This is a genomic window from Pristimantibacillus sp. Z349TD_6, from assembly GCF_056173205.1.
The window spans coordinates 2,894,411-2,913,904 of the sequence record NZ_CM149662.1 but is presented as its reverse complement, the minus strand read 5'-3'; the positions used below and the strand labels follow the sequence as shown (position 1 = coordinate 2,913,904).

Genomic DNA, 19,494 nt, shown 5'->3' with positions numbered 1-19,494 from the left:
GGTGAATAAACTTGATTCAGAGAGCTATCGCCCTTTACGGCTCGAAGACAAACACGCTCATCGTCGCCGTCACTTTGCCGTCAGGCGTCTTCGCGATCAAGTCGGCTTGACCTGCACTTATGCCGGAGATGTCAACACCGTTTCCGTCCGCTGCATGTGTCACTTTAGCGACTGACATGTCGCTGGACGCCCATTCGAGCTGTTGGGAGGCGGACAGCGGCAGCACGGACGACTTCACGGTTACATGGGCGCCAAGCGCCACATCCACACTTTCCTTGCCGATGAGGATGCGGCTCGGTACGTTGGAATCAGGATTCTCGTCACGCCACACAGAGCGCATCGGGTAAAATGAGGCTTCATCTAGCTTGACGCTACCCCGCTCAAGTTCTAGCGACAAGCCATTGCTTAAAGGCTCGGGGAACACGATGGCGGATAGCACCTTCGCTCCGTCTTCAGCAAACACTTCGAGCGTGTCTTCGTCTACATAGATCCGAAGAGGTAACCTTCCGTCTGCAGACGGCTTCACCGGAGCCGCAAAGCTCTCCGCGAAGCCCGGCTCGAACGAAACAGCGCCAGATTTCGAACGGTCGATTGTAAGTGTTCCTGCTGCGGCATTGTAGCGGATGATGGTTTCCTCCGCCCCCGTACCATCAGTCCTTACCTTGAGTGCAAACGCAGCATCAGCCGAAACGGTGAAAATCGTATCCAGCTCAAAAGAGGTTCCGCGCCACTTCCCGAACGCGTTCGAGTTGGTCGCGAGCTGCTGCGCTTCGAGCTTAAGTACGGTGCCGCGCAGCGAATCGAGTTCCTTGACTGGTTGTTGAATGAGACGGATCCCTTCACCAGGAATATCGCGAAGTGTAAGCTCGCGGGGAACGGACATGTTGCCTTTCCAAGGATCGGTCGGCATCGTAAACGGGTAGCGCCAGTTGGACATCCAGCCGAGCCAGATACGCCGTCCGTCCTTCTCCGGGATGTCCGAATACGAGACCGCCGCATAGAAGTCCTTACCGTAATCCGTCCACAACACTTTATCGGCGGGATTATCATTATGGAAGGTTTTTCCGTCGAACTCTCCTATGAAATATTGCGCTGTCGAACCTTTGGTCGCCTCGTTGTTGCCGACGCTCAGCGTCAACACCCACTTGTGATTACCACTGCCGTCTACCGGAAGCTCGAACAGATCTGGACATTCCCATACGGCGGCATGCGAACCTTGATTTATGCCGAATTCACCTGTCTTGGTCCAGTTTCGAAGATCGGGCGATGAGTAGAATCTAACATGATTGTCGACTGATACCACCATGATCCAACGCTTGCTCGCTTCGTGCCAGATAACCTTCGGATCGCGGAAATCCTTGATTCCGGGATTCGGAATGACCGGATTACCCTCATACTTTGTCCAGGTGCGCCCGCGGTCGCTGCTGTACGCGATGCTCTGCGACTGCACGCCGCTCTGGAAATGCGTAAAGATTGCAACCAGCCCGGATTTACCTTGGAAAAAACCGCTCGTATCGTTCCAGTCCACAACCGCGCTGCCCGACCATATTTCGCCGAGCTCATCGCGAATCAAGGCGACCGGAAGATGCTCCCAATGCACGAGATCCTGACTGACCGCATGCCCCCACTGACCGCTGTTCTGGTAAAACTGATGGTACTCTCCCTCGTAATACACCATGCCGTTTGGATCACTCATGTTGCCGGTCTCGACACTTAAGTGGTACTGCGGGCGATAGCGTTCCGTGTAATAATTCGCGATCGGGTTGAATCGGAAAGGTGCGGGCGTCGCGTAGATTTCCTCCGCCTTGTTGGTTTTTCCAGCGGAATCTTTAATTGAATCGGAGTAGAAAGACATCCAGATCGCTCCTCCTATCGCGAGCACAACCACGGTGCCGATAGCGATCCTGGCTAGGGCCGACATAGACTTTTTCGGAATCCTGCTCATTACTTAACCTCCAGTCCATCCATAGTCCAGAGCCGCATGGCTTCGAATACAATGGTTCCTCCCACCGCCTGAATCTCCAGTCTGCGTCCTGAAGCCAGAGGATAAATGCGGCTGGTCAACACTCGATCGCCATCGTTGACAAACAACTCTATGGACGAGTTGTCTGAGAACAGACGGAGACTCAGGCGAGTGGCGGCAGAAGCCGGGAGGTCGGATACGTACACGCCGGGATCGCCAATTCCCGCCTCATTGCGGTTCAATTCGATGCGGCGCTGCGCAGCCAGCCAGCGGATCTTAGTGATTTGGTCTGTGACGGACCGCGAATTCTTTACGGACTCAGCGTCGGATAAATCCTCGCATGCTCCACTAATTACGATCCGAAGCTCCTGCGCCTCTGTTGCAGACAAATCAATATCGGCTTGCCATTCAAAGGCCGGCGGCAGCAACCAGATTCGTTCTTCGCCAGGCTGCAGATGGAGTCCGTTGTCTAATTTCGAAATCTCTTGTCCTCGAAGAGAAGCTAGTTCCTCTACTGGCCTCGAGGCCAGACGCCCATCTTCGGTCATCTGAAGCTCTCGGGCAAGCGTCATAGCCCCATACCAGGCGCGTCCCGTCTTAATGAGTCGCGATCCCCACATGTCCATCCAGGCGATCAGGATGCGGCGTCCGTTGCTGTCCAACATCGTTTGCGCGGCATAGAAGTCCGGTCCGTCATCGATGATGCCGCTGCTCTCGGGGATAAAACGACCTGCTGCGAAGTCCATCTCACCGATCATGTAGAGATTTTTGACGCCGTCCATGTTCATCGGTGAAACGATTAGGACGTACTTGCCTCCTAGCGGGAACAAATCCGGGCATTCCCACATATCTCCCTGCGTCCCGTCGCTCTCCGCCGCGACACCCCGGTACGACCAATCCAAAAGGTTGGGAGACTCGTATAGAAGGGCGCGGCCGCGACCGTTTTTACCTGAGCCAATGACCATATACCAGCGCTCTTCATGCTTCCACACCTTCGGGTCGCGAAAGCCAAAGCATTCACCGTCCGGACTGCCTTGAATGACGGGCACCGGATGCTTAACGAAGCGGATTCCATCCTCGCTCGTCGCCATAGTCTGCACTTCCTCCGGGGTACGCCCATCGACGTGTGCGGTATAGAAAAGCACCAATTGTCCCTCGTGCTCCACCGCACTGCCCGACCAACAGCCGCAGCCGCCTTCAGACGAACCGAACTCGTAGGGCTCCGTCGGTGCAAGGGCAACCGGGCGATGCTCCCACCGCACCAAGTCCCGGCTGACCGCATGTCCCCAGTACATTGGGCCTTGATAATCACCGAATGGGAAATGTTGATAGAAGGCATGGTACTCGCCTTTAAAATGAATAAGTCCGTTCGGATCGTTCATCCAGCCCGACGGCGCCATCAGGTGATAGCGCAGGCGGAACGGATCTTGCGCCGCCCGAGCGGCTCCGGCCTGTACCGCTTCCTCCGCTATCTTAAGCGCCTCCTCATGCTCGGATTGGCGGCTGTCTTGCCTCGTGTTCGTGTTTGTCATGTCGAATTCTTCCTTCCCGCAGCTTTCCATATTTGTTTCGATTGCCTCTATTGTAAGGCTGCGGGAAGGGCCAAGACTTTCACTATGCTCGGGGAGCAACTTTTAAAATGCTGGGTGGGGGGGAGGAAGTAGCGAATAGTGGGGAGGGATGACTTCTTCTATAAAAGCTGTTAGCTCTCATTCGTTGTCTGCCGCTTCTCCCGGTATTCCTTTGGGCTGCAGCCGTAATACTTTTTAAAAGAGGTGCTGAAATAGCTGGAGCTGGAGTAGCCAACCAGCATCGCGATATCCGTCAACTTCAGATCTGTCCCGCTCAGCAGCTCGGCGGCGCGCGTCATCCGGAGCCGCGTCAAATAGTCACTGAATGTAACGCCAGCGTTCTGCTTGAACAAGCCCGACAGGTAAGTCTCGTTCATGTGAAACATACTGGCCAACTGAGACAGCGTCAACTCATAAGGATAATTCTCATCCACATACTTGCGGACCGCCTCCGCCTGCAGCTGGCCGCTGGAGGTCCGGCTGCTTCGCACCGCATCCATGACCAAATCGGCGATCCGTTCAATTTGCGCAAGTACCTCTTCCCGACTCCGATAGGTCGCAATCGAAGCTTGGCAATTCCATAGCACCTGTTGAAGCGAGGTATCGCCCAGTTCAAACTTTTTCGCAAGTGAACCGAAGGTAAGAATGACCCGCAGCGCCAGGAAGGTGAAGGCGAACATCGGCATGTCTCGATTCGACGGGAACAGCTCGAGTAATTGAGCGGAAAAAGCTTGCCGATTCAATGTCTCGATCGCCTGAATCAGCCTTCGCTCCGTCTCAGCCGTGAATGACTGCGCCCAATCCAGTACTCCCTGCTGGGTCGATGCGGTGGCCGATCCATCGATCGTCTCGCGGCTCCAGGCCAGCATACAGCTGGCATAGCCGTTTTTCGCTTCGCGCCACCCCGACACGGGCTCGCCTATGCCGCCGACGCTCTCAAGCCGCAGGTACATCGCCGCATTGCGCCTCAGCTCGCGAACGAACTGCTCCGCGGCTGCGTCCCCAGACTCCTTACTTCCCGTGTCCACCAGCAGGAAAAACATCATCGACGGGTGCCCCACGTCATAGAATGGGTACACGTCCTCACGCTTATCGGCCGTCTCTCGGCAGAGCATGCGGAATGCCAGCTGCAGCAGATCGCGGCGTCCCTCCCAGCTTCGCAGCCTTCCCGGCGGCAAGCGCATCTCTAGTGTCGCAAAGCGTAGGCTTAGCGCTTCGCCGTCGAGCTTGGCGAGCTGCAAATGGTGCAGTCGATCTCTCACCGCAGACTCGCCTACGCCTTCCTCTTTCACCAATTGAAGGAGGAAATGCTCCTGCATTTGCCGCAACTGCTGGTTACGCTGAACCTTCTCCCGCTGGCGCTCACCTTCCAGCAGTCGTTCCTCCTTCAACTCGCCCGCCAGCTTCCCGAGCAACGATGAGAGCTCCGCCCGCACTACAGGCTTCAGCAGGTAATCCTTGACGCCGAGCTGAATGGCCGACTTCATATAATCGAAGTCCGAATAGCCGGACAAGACGATAACACGCAGTTCCGGATAGGCCTCCTTGCAAGCTCGGATGAAGGTGATCCCGTCCATTTTCGGCATCCTAATGTCCGAGATGACGATATCCGGACGAACCACCGCCTCGGCAAGCATACGGAGTGCTTCCTCTCCATCGGACGCTTCGTAAGCGATGACGAATCCGGCACTCTCCCAATCAATCTTCGCCCGGATGCTATTGCGAACACCGGCTTCATCGTCTACGAGCATTACACGGTACATGATGATCAACTCCTGCTTGCGGGCAACCGCATCGTTATCGTCGTGCCGGAATCCGGTGATGAAGCAATGTGGACTTCAAAGGCATCGCCGTATTGCACCCTGCAACGCGCCAGCACGTTTCGGAGTCCAATGCTGTTCCCCTCCGTGTGGAGGATCGCCGTCGTATCCGCCCCAGACAGCCCCCTCTGCAAATCGGCTGCCAGTTCCCCATTCATGCCGATTCCGTTGTCAGAGATGGTCAAGTACAGCCAACCGTCGCGGGCCTCGGCACCTAGTTCAACAATCGCCTTTTCCCCGTTTTCCAAGCTGTATTTAACCGCATTCTCAACCAAGGGCTGCAGTATAAACTTAGGCATCTTAAGTTCACGGGCCCCTGGCGCCTCTTCGATCCGTACCTGTAGTCTATCGTCATACCTTAGCTTTAGGATGAACAAATAATCCCGGATATAATCGAGTTCTTCCGGCACCCACACCTGATCAGAGCTCAAATCCAGCGAATACCGCATCATCTGTCCCAGCGACTCGGTTGCATCCATAACGAGGTCATTGCGCTTCATAGCGGCCAGACCGCTAATAATTTCGAGCGTATTGTTGTAAAAATGCGGGTTGATCTGCAGCAGCAACGCTTTGTATTCAGCGTTTTTACGCCTCAGGTTCGTCTCGTATTCCGTTTCGATCAGGTACTTCAGCCGGTGCGTCATCTGTCCGAAAGCGCCGGTCACATAACCGATCTCACTGTGCCCCCGCTGGGTGTTGGGCATCTGTTTAATCGCTTCGTCGAACTCGCCTCGCTTCACAAGCTTCATGGATCGGGCCATTCGCGTAAGGGGATTCGTGACGCTTTTGGACAGGCCGAATGCCACGACAAGCACGATCACCAGCAGAATTCCGCTTACGAGCAGCATCGTCTCCTTAATGCGGTTCAGCTTCGCATACAATTCCCGTTCCGGCACGACGCCCATGATCGTCCAGTTCTGATCCGGCAGCTCCTCGTAGAAGACCAGGTAAGGCTTGCCCTGATTTCGTACGGCGAACACGCCGCTCTCCCTCTCTCGCTTCCCCGCCTGATTGGTCTGCCGGACTTTGGCAAGCTTGCTTATCCCTTCCTGCAAGATGCCCGCTACTCCTGTAAACTGCTGGCCTAGCACGCTCCGCCCATCGATGTCCAGCAGGAAGACGCGGCCCGTCTCGCCGAAATGAATCCGTTCAAGTGGATCCCGCAGAACGCTCGTCGGATAGTTGACCTTAACGATGCCAACGCTGGTCAACGTCTGAAGCTCAACAAGAGGCAGCAGGTAGCCGTTCACATTGCGGTTCCTCATGTTCTCATCCGGCTGGTCCTCGTCCAGGTGTGACCCCGTCCATTTCACATTCTGCTCCTTGTAATCCAGAAACCAAGATTGCTGTTCATATGTGCGATCCTGCTTCCACAATCCGCCCTTCGCTATAGTAAAAAGACTGATCGAGATTCCGTTGGAATTATTCGCCGCATAGGAGGACAGAAAATCCCGCACCCTGCGCTTCGCAAGCAGTTCTTCTCTCTCCAGGTCTTCGCTATTGCGCAGATCGGCCAGCCAAGTCTGGGTAATCGAGCTTCCTAGAACCTGGTTGCCGATATCCTCCAACTGCTTCATCAAGGTCGTTACGTGGGAAGCATACTGCTCGATCGTCTGCGAAGCGGATATTTCAAGGGAATTCTTAATAAGGTTCGCCGACGCGGAAGTCAGAATATAGACCAACGAAACGAACGGGAAAATAAGCAGAATGGAGAAAGCAACCATAAGTCGGCTTCGAAGCGAGTAGAGCATGTCGTCAGGCCTCCGGTGAATGTAAGATGAGAGCTATTTGAACGCAAAAGCCTGAAAAAGACGATCCGCAAATAGCGGACGTCTTTTTCAGGTTATCCTTTATTTCTTACTTCGGCATATCGGCGTAAGCCTTGTCGATCTTCTTGATGGCATCAGCAATCGCCGTATCGACGTTGCGTTTACCAATCGTTACGTCTTCAATCATCTTGTTGACGGCATCCGACATCTGCGGGAAGATCGGCGTAATCGGACGTGAGCGGCCGTATTTCTGGTTCTGGATGACAAAGACGTTCTTCGGATATTCGTTCAGCTCCGGGAACTGCTTCGCGACGGAGTAACGAACCGGAATATCTTTCGTCACGCTGCTATACAGCTTGGAGCCTTCCGCTCCAGTCACGTAGTTCACGAACTTCCAGGCTGCGTCCGCGTTCTTACTCTTGGAAGAGATGGCGAGGGACCAAGAGCCGTTGGCCACCGCTTGCTTCGTTTCTTTAGGCAGCGGCGCGACGTCCCAATCCTCACCGAGCTTGAAATTCGGGAACTTCTCGGCCAAGAAGGACAACGACCAGGAGCCGTCGACCGTCATCGCAAGCTTGCCTGTAGGGAACGGATCCGGCGGGTATTCCAGCGACGACACTTTGTCCTTATTATACAGATCCGCGAAGAACTGTACCGCTTTCTTGGTCTCCGGCATATCCAGGTAGCCCTTAGATGTCATACCATCCTTGTCCATGATCTCCCCACCGAACTGCCAGATGATCGGGTACTTGAAGTAAGCGGCCGCTCCCGCGTTCCCAAAGCCTTGGGCCGGATCGATGCCGTAAATGCCCTTTTTCGCGTCGGTCAGCTTGATAGCCGCATCGCGCACTTGATCCCATGTCATCGGCTCATCCGGGTTTTTGGATGGTAGAGGAATACCTGCTGCCTCGAACATCTTCTTATTGTAGAAAAGAGCAATGGAAGATTCGGTAAGCGGCGCCATGTAGATGTTGTCCTTGTACGTATAGGCCCCAATTGTACCCGCCGGAATATCGTCGAGATTGCCGTCCACCTTGAAATAATTCGTCAACGATTGCAATGCTCCTGATTGCGCGTAGGATGCCATATTCGGGGCATCAATCGCCATAATATCCGGCGGATTGTTCGCTGCGATCGAGGTCCGCAGCTTCGCATCATAGTCCGAATAAGGAATCGGGCTCATCTCGACCTTGATGTCTGGATTGTTCGCATTGAATGCTTTCACCAATTGATCGTAAGCGGAGTTTTCGGCGTCATTTCCGGAGTTGCGCCAGAAAGTCAGCTTGACCTGCTCGCCGGATGCGGGCTTGTCAGAAGACGATGTGGATGCGCTTTCTGAAGCAGTTCCCGACGGGCTGGCGGTGTTCACATTGTTATTGGATGAGCAGCCTGCAAGGAAGGCAGTGACGAGCAGTGTGCTTGTGCCGATGACAGCAAGTTTTGACTTTTTCAAGGATGATGCCCCTCTCTCTATTGTGGTTGTTTGCAATAACATTGTATCATCCAAGAGAGCGCTTAATAATTCAATATTCTCGGTTCCTGAGTTGCAAAATATTCAGAAGGTTCAAGCGGCAGACGATGAAGCTTGAAACGCAGGACGCCAATAAGACAAAGGAAGTTTGATTGCAATACGGATAGTGAGTCAGTTCAATTCTAATTCAAACATTGGGGACGCTTCCTAATCGATTTTTTGCCAGCATACTGGACTGCTTCTTCTCGGTCTCATTCTCCCCTATACCTTTGATACCCGGCTTGGAAATACCCATTAGTTAATTGTGATGTCGTAGTTTATTTTGCATTCTTACGACGATTCTTTTCTGAATGGGGTGAAACAGCTGGCGTTGGCCTCATAGAAAACCTCACAGACTAAACATTTCTCAAATGTTCAGTCTACTGGGGCTGTTCGCAACTACAGAGATAATGCCCTGATGATAACCGTTACAGCCGCCGCACGAGTAGCTTGCTCATAAGGTTTAACCGAGCAGGATACGGTTGGCGTATGCGTCTCTTAATCACAGAGGCAACAATAAATTAGAAGGAAAGAGCAATGCTCAACGTCTTGATTTCATACGGCGACATTGCTTCACGGCGTTATGGCACACCTCTTAACCGTACTAGCTATGATGTCTGTGGTAGGTAATAAACGAGCTATGCGATCTCAGGTTGGCCAAAAAAACCGCTCGGCTTTTTGACTAGCCAGCGGTAATTTGAGTTGCTAGTCGTTAAAGCGTAGCCTAAGCAGAAATCTTATATTTTCCTCCATCTGCCTTGTGACATAAGCTATAGATTTACGGAAGCTTTCCAAGCTTGATACACTTCAATAAAATTTGATTCAATTTCCTTTCGCGGCCTGCCAAACTTAACTCCTTCAGATTTAGCCACTGCAATTCCTTCAGCTTGTCGCTCCAGATTCTTTTTACACTCTTGTTCTGCTACATAGGCAAGCAAACTAAGAAATTGACTCTCCAGGACCTTTCCGAAGTTACCCATGGTTCGTACTTTCTAGAATCAAAGAGCAGCTCATTATCCAAACAAACAATATCCGCTCCAATCTCACGAGTAATATATTCCCACTCATCTATGATTCCTTCGTAATCTCGTCTCTATCGATCTAACGAATCGATGTAAACTAAATCACCTTGTCTCAACATAAGACACTTAGACTGATACTGAGGTCGATTGAAGTCTTTGCCGCTCAAATTATCAGCAGTTGCCTTTCCGGATTTTGCTCCTTAGTAGAAACACGCGCGTAGCCCATCTCCATCATTAATACTCCTCCTTCTCTATAAAGATATCTATGTCTTCTCTCCCTTGTAGGTTTATAACTCATACTCTTTGTCCATTACGTTAATTCAGAAGAGTGTCCCATATTGTACAAGAAAGATAAATTGTCTTTTTTCACATATTGAAGTATCTGGATTGAATTATATACCGGTATAGCCTTAGTCACCATTCTATCCTTTCAAAATGCATGCTTTTTGATACACTAAAAAAAGACACTGTAAAGCGTTTCAAAAACTGTATATTTAATTTTTGGAACGTTTCATTTACCTAACACACTTTTTGATACAGAATAATCATCTAAATCTAGATTAGTACATATAGTGTTGTTGTGTGATTAAAACCACATCTTGAAGCCAAAGCAAGCACCAATAAATCGATTTGTGAGCCTCATACAGCCGATTTTTTAAGAGTTACGAAAATCTCGAGAATACCAAGCTCAGGATAAAATTCCTTACTGTCAATTCTCTTATGCTGCGCTCTTAACGCGTTGTTTTCATCTACATTAAAGGATGTATTTTGATATCGTAGTCAACATTAATTTTCATATTTCCCCAATATTTCAACCATTGTTCTTCCGTTATTTCTTTAGAAAACGGCTTAAGCGAATGTGTTCCGACCTCTAGGGGATCCACTTTCCACCGTTGCATTCTTTTTAATAAATCCGACGTTTGTTCCTCAAGGTAGACCTCAATCTCATGAATTAAATGTTCCAATTGTTCCTCACTGTGAATATTCTTTTCTCCCTGGTATTCCTCAATTCTTCCGTTCAATTCCACGTGTAAAGACAAGGATGAATAGTCCCTCGATAGTTTCATGCGAACATTGGATCGAATACGTCCTAAACTGATAGATAACTTTGGAATGGCCAAGACTTTTAGGAAATGATCGTTATCCAGGAGTTGAAAAATTTCATCGTCCACATCTTGAATGACCATTACTTCTTTATCTTTTTGTAAGAAAGCTGTCCCTACGTAATTGAAATTGTTCTTATCCGAATGAAAAACTGGCAGGATCGGATCCTTAAGAGGGGAATATAACATCTTCATAAATTGATGAATATTGACGATGCTCATTTCACCTTGGTTATGCTCCTCGTAATGCTTTAACATCCGATAAAGAAAATAATCTTGGTTTTCTTGCTTCGTCAATTGATTTTTTATGTATTCATCAAAATCGCCTCTGACAATCAATAAATAGACACGCATTGAAATATCGGGATCAACCAATATCGTATTGACCAGCTTTTCAATGCCTCCTTTTTTTGCCAGCTTCTCATTGATTAATAACATTCGCAGCTGCCCCTGCTTTAATTCCCGATAATAAATTAAATTAAACTTCTTGCCTCCCTGTTTTAACAGATCGACTTCCTTGGAGAGAAAACGTTTTTTTTCTTGGATGAGCGGTGGTACTAAAGTGCTTATTTTCAACTTTCCTTCCGTCCCCTTGTCAACCGACCAGAAAACTACCGGAGCGATCTCTTCGATCATATTGTTCTCAACATATGGAGAAGAACAGCCGGCCATCCACATAAGGCTTACAATTGCCAATAAACCATAGTGCTTGTATGGTACCATGCCTAAATACTCTCCTTTCGTTTAACTGCAGTGAAAAGGATCATAGGAACAAGTAAATAAAGGAATGCGCCGAGCCAGATTTGAATGTTCAATAACATCTTTTGAACCGGAACCATTTGCCATAACCATTGATCCATTATGATGATGCTTATCAAAATGACAAACCAACTCGACAATAATCCGATCCGAGTTGTGCGTTTGTTCATTTTTCTCATAAAGACTCTTCCGGCTCCATAAAAACACAACAGAAGAATTGAAATGTCAAACACATAATTAAACATATGAAAAGAGATAAGGATGTAATCGATTCGTTCTAAACCGCTCGTTTGAATGTAGCTTCCCATATATCCTATCGGAAAATTGATCTTGCTTAAGAAGTTCGAACCGTAAAACAATACCGTAGCAATGAACAATAATAAATATTCCATGATCGTCAGCATGTTTCCAATTACCAGATATTTCGATATTTTTTTATTGGAGCTTAACCATGGAACCATAAAGGCCAAATATACTGGACCAGAAAATGCAGACCAAATAAACAACAAACCTTGCCATGATTGTCCTGACCATTCGGTGGGTATGAGAGGATACAAATCGCGGTAATTTGCATCCGGTTGAAAGAAAAAAGGAATAAACAGGACTGCGATCCAAGCCCCGCAAAGAAAGGTGATGACGACAAAACGCAATGTATTCTCCATTCCATGTGAAGCCACATATAAGCTGATCAAAAGAATGATTAGGATCAGCCACCTTTTATCCATAGATGGAAAAATAAAACTATGGAGCATTTCAACGTATCCCAGTGTTATAATTGAAATTTTTAACAATATTATCAAAAATCCAAGTATTGCGAAAACTTGAACCGTCCGTTTCCCGAAAAGCAGTAAAAATCCTTGATAGCCTTTCGCTGCATAACTGGAAGTAAACCATTTGGACATCATCATCAAATTAAGTTGGGACAGTAGCCCCATCACGACAATTCCCCAAACCATATACGAATGAACCAAATAAACCGGCATGATTAAAATAAAATAATGCATTTGCATGCGGTTCACTAAGAGAAGGAAATAGATACCGCCAAGGGTGGAAGTTCGATTATATAAGGATAAACTCTTCACTTCTTCATCTCCTGTCGCCATTTCCGCAGTGGTTTTAGATATTTCGGACGAGTTTTCATCCAAATTAAAGGGCCGCGGATAAAGAGGTCATTCCAATCCTTTCCATAAAAAGGAGCAATCGGTGCTAAATAAGGTTGACCTAATGACGTTAATGCATGGAGATGTGCAAGAATCCCGATTAGCCCGATCACGATTCCCGGCAACCCAAGAAACGATGCAAGGATAAGAAGAAGAATTTGCATCAGCACCATGGATTTTGTAACTTGATAATTGGGAACTAAAAAGAAAGCAATAGCGGATATACCCATCAACACTATCAATACTTTACTTGCAAAGCCTGCTTCTACAGCAGCTTGTCCAATGACGATACCACCGATAACCCCTAACGTTTGACTGGTTTTGGTCGGCATTCGCAAACTTGCTTCTTTGATGATTTCCAGCGTTACGATCATGAAAAATCCTTCCGCAAACGGAGTAAAGGGCAATTTGCTTCTCGATTCCAATAATACGAAAAGAATCGGCAGCGGAACCATTTGGTAATGAAATGTCGTTAACGCAACATAAAAAGGAATCATCGTCAAAGAAACAATAAAACTTCCGTACCGGATTAAACGTAAAAAACTGGCTATCGGCCAACGAAGGAAGTAGTCTTCCGGAGATTGGAGTAGATGGAAAAAAGTAATGGGAGAAATTAAAGCAAACGGTGAATTGGAAACCAATAGCGTCAGCTTTCCCTCACCTAAGGCGTAGGCACAGGCATCCGGCCGATCCGTTTGTAGAAACTGCGGAAAGACCGTATGGTTATGATCTTCAATAAAAGCTGCAAGCTGAGAGGAGTCTAAAAATTGATCGAAATCCACACTTTCAATTTTCTTTCTTGCAAGGGAAACAAATTCTGGATTAGTTAATCCGTCTATGTACAGTAACACAACTTTCGTTTTACTCAGTGAACCGATAGTAAAGCTTTCCGTTTTTAATGTAGTTATAGGCAAACGTCTGCGCAACATTGTAATGTTTTTATCGATTTGTTCACTGAAGCTGTCTTTCGCTCCATATATAACCGTTTCCGTTTGGGAAGGTTCAACTGCCCGACCAAGAGGGTTTTCCAGTTGGACGCCTAACCACTGATCGTTGACTGAATCGTTTAGAAGAATAAATCCTTGCATTATTTTTTGCTCAGCTTCTTCGATCGATAGAACTTCCGAAACTTTGGCATTGGTTATGCATGAAGAAAGCGAATTGCAAGCAGAACGATGAAGTGGCTGAATAATCGTCTCGTTTAAACGCTCTGGATCGATTAACGTTTTTATGTATAAAAGATGGACTGAGGCACTGGTACCCATTCTGAGCTCAACAATTTCGGCATCATCCATATGGTTTAATTTCTGTTTTAATTCATCAAGCCATGTGGACATTTGATGATTTTTCATTTGAGGGTCGTATTTTTCATGCATAGTCTTCTCCTTCATTAAAGAAATCAAAATCCTGCGGTTTTATCTTGCCCTGTAATCGAAAAATTATACGACCGGCCATTTGTATTTCAAACCGCATAACGTTTCGAGTTTGATTTGCTCTCAAGTCATTACATGGTTGAATTGGGTGTTCGCTCTCAAAGTATTGCAGCCCCCCGTTATCTGGGCGCATAATTCGTCTGCCGTTGCCAACTTTTGCAGACTCCAGCTTTGCGGATAGCGCACCGGTTCAATTAGACAGTGGAAAACTTCAAAATAATCGGATGCTGACTCCTTTGTGGGCTGTATAGGAGAATTTGGGTGCTGATGTACAGTGGAATCAACAAAGCAAACAGATCATGATCACCCAGAACAGCACAACTATAAAGCTCACACTAAATTCTCCAAAAGTATCGGTCAACCAAACACAAGTGTCTCTTGATGTTCCGGCTAAGCTATTTGGTGGAGGAATGACACATGTTCCACTACGTTTTGTAAGTCAAACTCTGGGGGCAGAGGTTGGATGGAATCAGCAAACCGAACAAGCAACCATTAAGACGGCAGTTCACAGATCAGCGACGATCAGCGACTTAAAGTATTGGTCGACAAATTAAATGAAGCGACCGATATTTCTTCTATTAAGCAAATAAGAACGTATTTCAGCCCTTACTTTACTGATCAATTCATTAACACAATTATTCAAAATAAAGAACTAGAAAACGACTTTAAGTTTAAAACGATTTATTATCAGTCTGGTATTACTTATAAAGATAGTAATACTGCAACCCTGGTCCAGTATTCCCGGACGAATTCAAAACCATAAGCTAAAGTGCCATAAATATATTATGTCATCTTGAACTTTTATGAACAAACCCAACACCAAATCATCAAGATGTTGTTAGGTTTGTTCGTATTCTGTAATGATATGAACTGTGACGGCTGTCTAGATAACGATGCTTTTTGATACACTAAAAAAAGACACAATAAAGTGTTTCAAAAACTGTATATTTGATTTTTGGTACGTTTCATTTTCTGGACACACTTTTTGATACGGTATAATCATCGAAATCTTGATTAGTAATTGGTCTTCATATACCCAGTCGCCAGATGAAGAGAAGGATAATGCGAGGTAACGTGTATGCCATACTTTTATCGAGAGGTAAACTACGTGGCTACTGCGAATAAATAGTTTTTTTCCTAACGTTTGTTCAAGATCCTTTAATTGTCTGGACAAAGTTGGTTGTGTTAGATGTAAAAAGTCTGCATCTGCCATTCTCTAGCGACAGTAATAACGTAATACTCTTACCTCCATCGACATATCTCCTTTTTTGTTTCCATACTACTTGTTCAAGAAATGCTTTTTAAGCATATCAAGTTATGAGATATAAGTATTTTTTATGTGATAATAGCACGTCTAAAATAAATACAATCAGCTTATTTGATCCACATTGTTATAAAGAAATCGGAGGAATTTACTAGAGATGGAGTTATATCTATAAGTCTTGATCCAACAGATGATGTAAGAGAGATTCTTCTTGTGAAAAATGAAGCATGGAATGTGCTAAAGAGCCCAACTGATGGTTTTGGTAGTCACTCAAACTGGACTAATGAACAAAAGTTAAAATGGCAATTTGACTGTCATTTTCAATTTGCAACTTTCAAAGATAATTAGAATTTAGAGCCGAGTAGCACTTCGACAAGCTATGCTGATTGTGTTGCTAACTTGTGCCAATAAGTTTGTTGGAGATGTGATATGAAAAAAAATATAATAAATAAGTTAATATTTATAGCAAGTATTATATGTTTAATACTACAAGTTAATATCTTTTGGAATATTGGAATCTATGTAGATGAATTTAATACAAGGCCTTCTATAGTATTCGGTGGAGAATTTGGGCTTATCATGTTTTGGGTTTCACTGATATTTCTTTTTATAATCTGTATTTTATCTATTTTTAATATAATGCGCAGAAAATAGTCTAACAATTCCGAATTTTATGGAAAGCACCTCAAATGTGCCAAGTAAAATTATCACAATTGAGGTGCTTGCCTATGTTAAAATTAACAGATACAAATAATATCAGGGGTACCGCGGCGGTACCCCTGATACGAATAATTAATACAGCACTGAACAGACTGCATTACTCAAGTACATTACAAATTGACGGAATCCATCAATCGTTTGCCGATTTCATAAGCAACTTGGCTCGTTACAGCATTGCCTGCTATTTTATATAATTGGGAATCGCTTATCCCATATCCTTATAGTGTATATAACCAATCGTCCGGAAAAGACTGCAGTCGAAAACATTCAAGAGGTGTTAGTTTACGAATACGATAACCATCCTAGATTCCATGTTTGTCCTGTGCCGTTAGCGTAAAAGATGGTTCTCCTGGCTCCTTAAATCTACGTCCGTTCTGCCTTTTCTCTTCGCGGTCTGGTGTTAATACAGCCATGGGTTCCATGACCCCTGTTCGCGCTTGATTGGCTCCTAATCCTTTGAAATAACTTGCATCTAAACAAGCAGCTCCCCCATTTCGTTGACACCTGTCTTTTGTGAAACATTAACTAAAATTTTGTTACCTTCACCCTTATTCGTTATAAGAGTCGGCGCTAGTCCGTTTGCAGAAATGACTTGGCCATTCATACCTCTTCCGCTCGGATTTACATTTCCAGCGATCATAACCTTAGAAGCTATTGTTTTAGAGTCTTTAGCAGACTTGTTGTTTTCTTCTCTGAAAGGAAATATTTTTCGTCCACTTGATCCTCTAAGACTTGCGACAATGAAGACACGTTCTCTGTTTTGTGGCACATAGGCCGAGCTGTTAAGCACACACCATTCCCCACGTACCTCAACTCATCCAGCGTTCCGATGATAGTCTCGAACGTTCTCCCTTTGTCATGACTGAGGAGTCCTGTGACGTTTTCAAGGCGTATAAATTCAGGTTTGAGAATAGATGCGAACCTGATGATCTCAAAGAATACTGTCCCTCTAATAAAATATCTTCTCATCCCGCTTTTCCTTAAGGATCTCAACCGCTTCCCGGAACCGCAGAGAGTGTATAATCTCGCGCTCCCGCAAAAACTTCAAGCTATCCTGTAGATCGACATCATCCGTTAGATCAATCAACCACTGATACGTCGCCCTAGCCTTCTCCTCCGCCGCTATGTCCTCATATAGATCCGCGATCGGATCGCCTTTCGCTTGAATATAGGTAGCCGTAAAGGGTACGCCTCCTGCATTCTCATAGAATAAGGCGCTGTCATGAGCCACATAATGAGCACCTAGGCCAGCAGCCTTTAACTGCTCAGGCGTTGCATCTTTTGTCAATTTATATATCATTGTAGCAATCATTTCCAAGTGAGCAAATTCGTTGGTACATTGTAATTAACAGTGATGATTTTCCTAGACACAGCAAGGCTTTTCGATCTTGAATATTTCGGTATTAATGCCTTTTGACTATGAAGCGGATACTAGACAACCAAAATCTCGTCTTACGCTGCTCTCAACGTAATACCAAGATCGTTCAATTATCATTCCCAAGCTCAACGAGGCTGCAAGAGCTGCCGGCATAACAAAAAAGAAATTCAGGCCAGTCTAGATGATTCTAATCTTACTGTGCCACCTTAAAAAAGGTCGAATTCTCCTTACTTAAGAAATTTGCTGAATGAAAAGCAATACTCCCATAATTATTCATTTACAACTCACCTTCCAATTAATTTAATTCTTCTTTGAGTGGTTTCTCCTTCACAACATTGAATAAAAATCCATCACCTATTTCTTCTGGAGTTATGAATTTAAACTGTGTTTTAAAAGTAACATCATCAAGATTTACTGGTATAGCGATAAAATTATTATTATATGTATCCACAACTGCATAATTAGTATTATCAACTTCAATAACCCAAAAAGATTTTGTAGTAGCTGCAAAATCCTTTCCAAAAGAAAATGAGAATTCGTACATTGAAATAATTGAAGCAATCAGAACTAATGATGATATTATTTTTATAGTTGGAACAACATGTTTTGCTTCGAATAATCGAAATGATAAAAATTTTTTTATGATAAATCTATCAATTAGAACCACTAATACAAACACAAGAATAAAGTAAGCTATTAAAGCCCCTACAGCTACAATAAAAATTGACGTTAGCGGCAAACCTGGTCTCATAATTGACAAAATATTCATCTCAATTAACTTATCAGGTATTGAAAAGAATGCTTTATACCCTACATCGAATCTATAAGCAATTACGTAATAAAACACCGTGATTATCCCAATAATAGTGGTTGTGTTTATCGTAATCTCTTTAAAATTAATTTTTCTATCATTAACGTTTTCCATATGAAGCAACATGCCCCAACTTGTACTCATCAAAAATCAAATGTCTCGTATCCGTTAGTTAACGGGCAGTATTTTGTGTGAACCCAATTCATATATATTCAAATCCTTTTTTAAAATCAAAAATAGCCGTTCCTTACCTGATATCTTATTTTTTTGCTTTGTGACAACAAATTCCTTGGAAATATGTTTTCGCTTTTTTCATTGAACTAATCCTCCACTAGTTCTCTTTTTCGCCATGCGAACACGATACGGGCTAACGCATACGCAAGCGCTCCTTCTTGAACGAATTTCATAATGACACCACCCAACTGTTGATCATCAATCGGACCAAGTAAAGCAGATAGCTGCTCAGCGTGTTCATAAGTTGCGTACATCGGGGAACCGGCGAAAATGATGACCGCGCAAGCAGGATACAGTAACAATCCGTTTAAGATCAGAACAGCCATTCGTTGCAGCTCCGGCCGACGGGCCAATTCTTCCGTCGGCGGCAGTATTGCTATCCAAATTTGCAAGATCAGAATGGTAAGAATGCCATGAAGCAACATACCCCAACTTGTACTCATCAAAAAATCAAATACTACTGGAAAATGATAAAAAGACAGTAACGTATTAAAAACAAGTGCCATAAGAAAGGGATTTATGCCCGTTAGAAAATATCGCACTATGCGATTCTTGAGCAAGGTTGAATAGAACCAATCCGGTAAGCCCGCCAAAAGGAATAAGGGGAAAACAAAAAAAAGCAAGGATTGCTGGAGCATGTGTGCACTGAATAAATAGGAATGACCAAGGGCATTTAACGGCCCCATGCTAATATATAAAACCATCATGCTTAGAAAAAAACTGACTATCTTCTTGGTAGGGACCCGTTCATTTTGATTTTTACGGATAAGAAATAGATACAACCAACTTACGATAATCAAAATAATAATCGTACCTGGGCTGATTAATTCAACCGCTAAACCTTGGTTATTCTGGCCATGATTCATAGTTTTCTCCAATCCTGTAGCAGTTCATTTGGTCGATGTAGTGTTGGTTAGGCGCATTAGTATGTTCATTAGAATATAGCCGATAAGTGGTAAGCAAAGGACAGCCGCCCT

At 45.5% G+C, this 19,494-nt stretch carries 11 protein-coding genes and 5 pseudogenes; 1 reads left to right on the top strand and 15 read right to left on the bottom strand.

The genetic code is table 11. The annotated features are described in order from the left end of the window. Positions 1-34: 34 nt before the first annotated feature. The 9 genes and pseudogenes from AC0VYE_RS12240 to AC0VYE_RS12200 all read right to left on the bottom strand — a co-directional run bounded on the left by AC0VYE_RS12240 (position 35) and on the right by AC0VYE_RS12200 (position 14,053). Complete coding sequence (locus AC0VYE_RS12240) at positions 35-1,945, bottom strand: GH32 C-terminal domain-containing protein (RefSeq protein WP_475448240.1); 1,911 nt, start codon at positions 1,943-1,945, stop codon at positions 35-37. Then, complete coding sequence (locus AC0VYE_RS12235; RefSeq protein ID WP_430062169.1) at positions 1,945-3,495, bottom strand: glycoside hydrolase family 32 protein; 1,551 nt, start codon at positions 3,493-3,495, stop codon at positions 1,945-1,947. The genes AC0VYE_RS12240 and AC0VYE_RS12235 overlap by 1 nt, the downstream gene beginning before the upstream one ends. Before the next feature lie 170 nt (positions 3,496-3,665). Then, positions 3,666-5,297 carry a response regulator transcription factor gene (locus AC0VYE_RS12230; RefSeq protein WP_430062172.1) on the bottom strand — a complete coding sequence of 544 codons (1,632 nt, stop codon included), beginning with the start codon at positions 5,295-5,297 and terminating at the stop codon, positions 3,666-3,668. 5 nt (positions 5,298-5,302) lie between these two features. After that, entirely contained in the window at positions 5,303-7,105 is a 1,803-nt protein-coding gene (locus AC0VYE_RS12225) for a sensor histidine kinase (RefSeq protein WP_430062175.1), read from the bottom strand. A gap of 106 nt (positions 7,106-7,211) precedes the next feature. Next, positions 7,212-8,576: an ABC transporter substrate-binding protein gene (locus AC0VYE_RS12220; RefSeq protein ID WP_475448237.1), complete on the bottom strand. Its 1,365-nt coding sequence runs from the start codon at positions 8,574-8,576 to the stop codon at positions 7,212-7,214. 875 nt (positions 8,577-9,451) lie between these two features. Beyond that, positions 9,452-9,887, bottom strand: a pseudogene (locus tag AC0VYE_RS12215) (recombinase family protein); the annotation flags it as partial. 517 nt (positions 9,888-10,404) lie between these two features. Then, on the bottom strand, positions 10,405-11,481 hold the full coding sequence (locus AC0VYE_RS12210; protein ID WP_475448235.1) for a Ger(x)C family spore germination protein: 1,077 nt from the start codon (positions 11,479-11,481) through the stop codon (positions 10,405-10,407). 2 nt (positions 11,482-11,483) lie between these two features. Next, entirely contained in the window at positions 11,484-12,599 is a 1,116-nt protein-coding gene (locus AC0VYE_RS12205) for a GerAB/ArcD/ProY family transporter (protein WP_475448233.1), read from the bottom strand. Then, positions 12,596-14,053 (bottom strand): spore germination protein, encoded by a 1,458-nt coding sequence (locus tag AC0VYE_RS12200; RefSeq protein ID WP_475448231.1) that lies wholly within the window; start codon positions 14,051-14,053, stop codon positions 12,596-12,598. Before AC0VYE_RS12200 ends, AC0VYE_RS12205 begins: the two co-directional genes overlap by 4 nt. A 314-nt stretch (positions 14,054-14,367) precedes the next feature. On the opposite strand from AC0VYE_RS12200, the gene AC0VYE_RS12195 reads away from it, so the two are divergent. Next, positions 14,368-14,664 (top strand): copper amine oxidase N-terminal domain-containing protein, encoded by a 297-nt coding sequence (locus tag AC0VYE_RS12195; protein ID WP_475448229.1) that lies wholly within the window; start codon positions 14,368-14,370, stop codon positions 14,662-14,664. A 539-nt stretch (positions 14,665-15,203) separates the two neighbouring features. Here the strand turns inward: AC0VYE_RS12195 and AC0VYE_RS12190 are convergent. The 6 genes and pseudogenes from AC0VYE_RS12190 to AC0VYE_RS12165 form a co-directional block, all read right to left on the bottom strand. Beyond that, positions 15,204-15,323, bottom strand: a pseudogene (locus tag AC0VYE_RS12190) (helix-turn-helix domain-containing protein); the annotation flags it as partial. 989 nt (positions 15,324-16,312) lie between these two features. After that, positions 16,313-16,387: pseudogene (locus tag AC0VYE_RS12185) on the bottom strand (DNA cytosine methyltransferase); the annotation flags it as partial. A 179-nt stretch (positions 16,388-16,566) separates the two neighbouring features. Continuing rightward, positions 16,567-17,063 (bottom strand): annotated as a pseudogene (locus AC0VYE_RS12180) (DNA cytosine methyltransferase). Next, positions 17,044-17,430 (bottom strand): annotated as a pseudogene (locus AC0VYE_RS12175) (manganese catalase family protein); the annotation flags it as partial. The pseudogenes AC0VYE_RS12180 and AC0VYE_RS12175, both read right to left, overlap by 20 nt. A 337-nt stretch (positions 17,431-17,767) precedes the next feature. After that, positions 17,768-18,397, bottom strand: a complete 630-nt coding sequence (locus AC0VYE_RS12170) for a hypothetical protein (RefSeq protein WP_475448227.1) — start codon at positions 18,395-18,397, stop codon at positions 17,768-17,770. A 206-nt stretch (positions 18,398-18,603) separates the two neighbouring features. Continuing rightward, complete coding sequence (locus AC0VYE_RS12165; protein WP_475448225.1) at positions 18,604-19,383, bottom strand: cytochrome c oxidase assembly protein; 780 nt, start codon at positions 19,381-19,383, stop codon at positions 18,604-18,606. Between the last annotated feature and the right edge of the window lie 111 nt (positions 19,384-19,494).

Excerpts from the sequence above, each read along its gene's own strand:
- AC0VYE_RS12210 (WP_475448235.1), bottom strand. The coding sequence starts at position 11,481 with ATGGTACCATACAAGCACTATGGTTTATTGGCAATTGTAAGCCTTATG.
- AC0VYE_RS12230 (WP_430062172.1), bottom strand. The coding sequence starts at position 5,297 with ATGTACCGTGTAATGCTCGTAGACGATGAAGCCGGTGTTCGCAATAGC.
- AC0VYE_RS12235 (WP_430062169.1), bottom strand. The coding sequence starts at position 3,495 with ATGACAAACACGAACACGAGGCAAGACAGCCGCCAATCCGAGCATGAG.
- AC0VYE_RS12200 (WP_475448231.1), bottom strand. The coding sequence starts at position 14,053 with ATGCATGAAAAATACGACCCTCAAATGAAAAATCATCAAATGTCCACA.
- AC0VYE_RS12240 (WP_475448240.1), bottom strand. The coding sequence starts at position 1,945 with ATGAGCAGGATTCCGAAAAAGTCTATGTCGGCCCTAGCCAGGATCGCT.
- AC0VYE_RS12165 (WP_475448225.1), bottom strand. The coding sequence starts at position 19,383 with ATGAATCATGGCCAGAATAACCAAGGTTTAGCGGTTGAATTAATCAGC.
- AC0VYE_RS12225 (WP_430062175.1), bottom strand. The coding sequence starts at position 7,105 with ATGCTCTACTCGCTTCGAAGCCGACTTATGGTTGCTTTCTCCATTCTG.
- AC0VYE_RS12170 (WP_475448227.1), bottom strand. The coding sequence starts at position 18,397 with ATGGAAAACGTTAATGATAGAAAAATTAATTTTAAAGAGATTACGATA.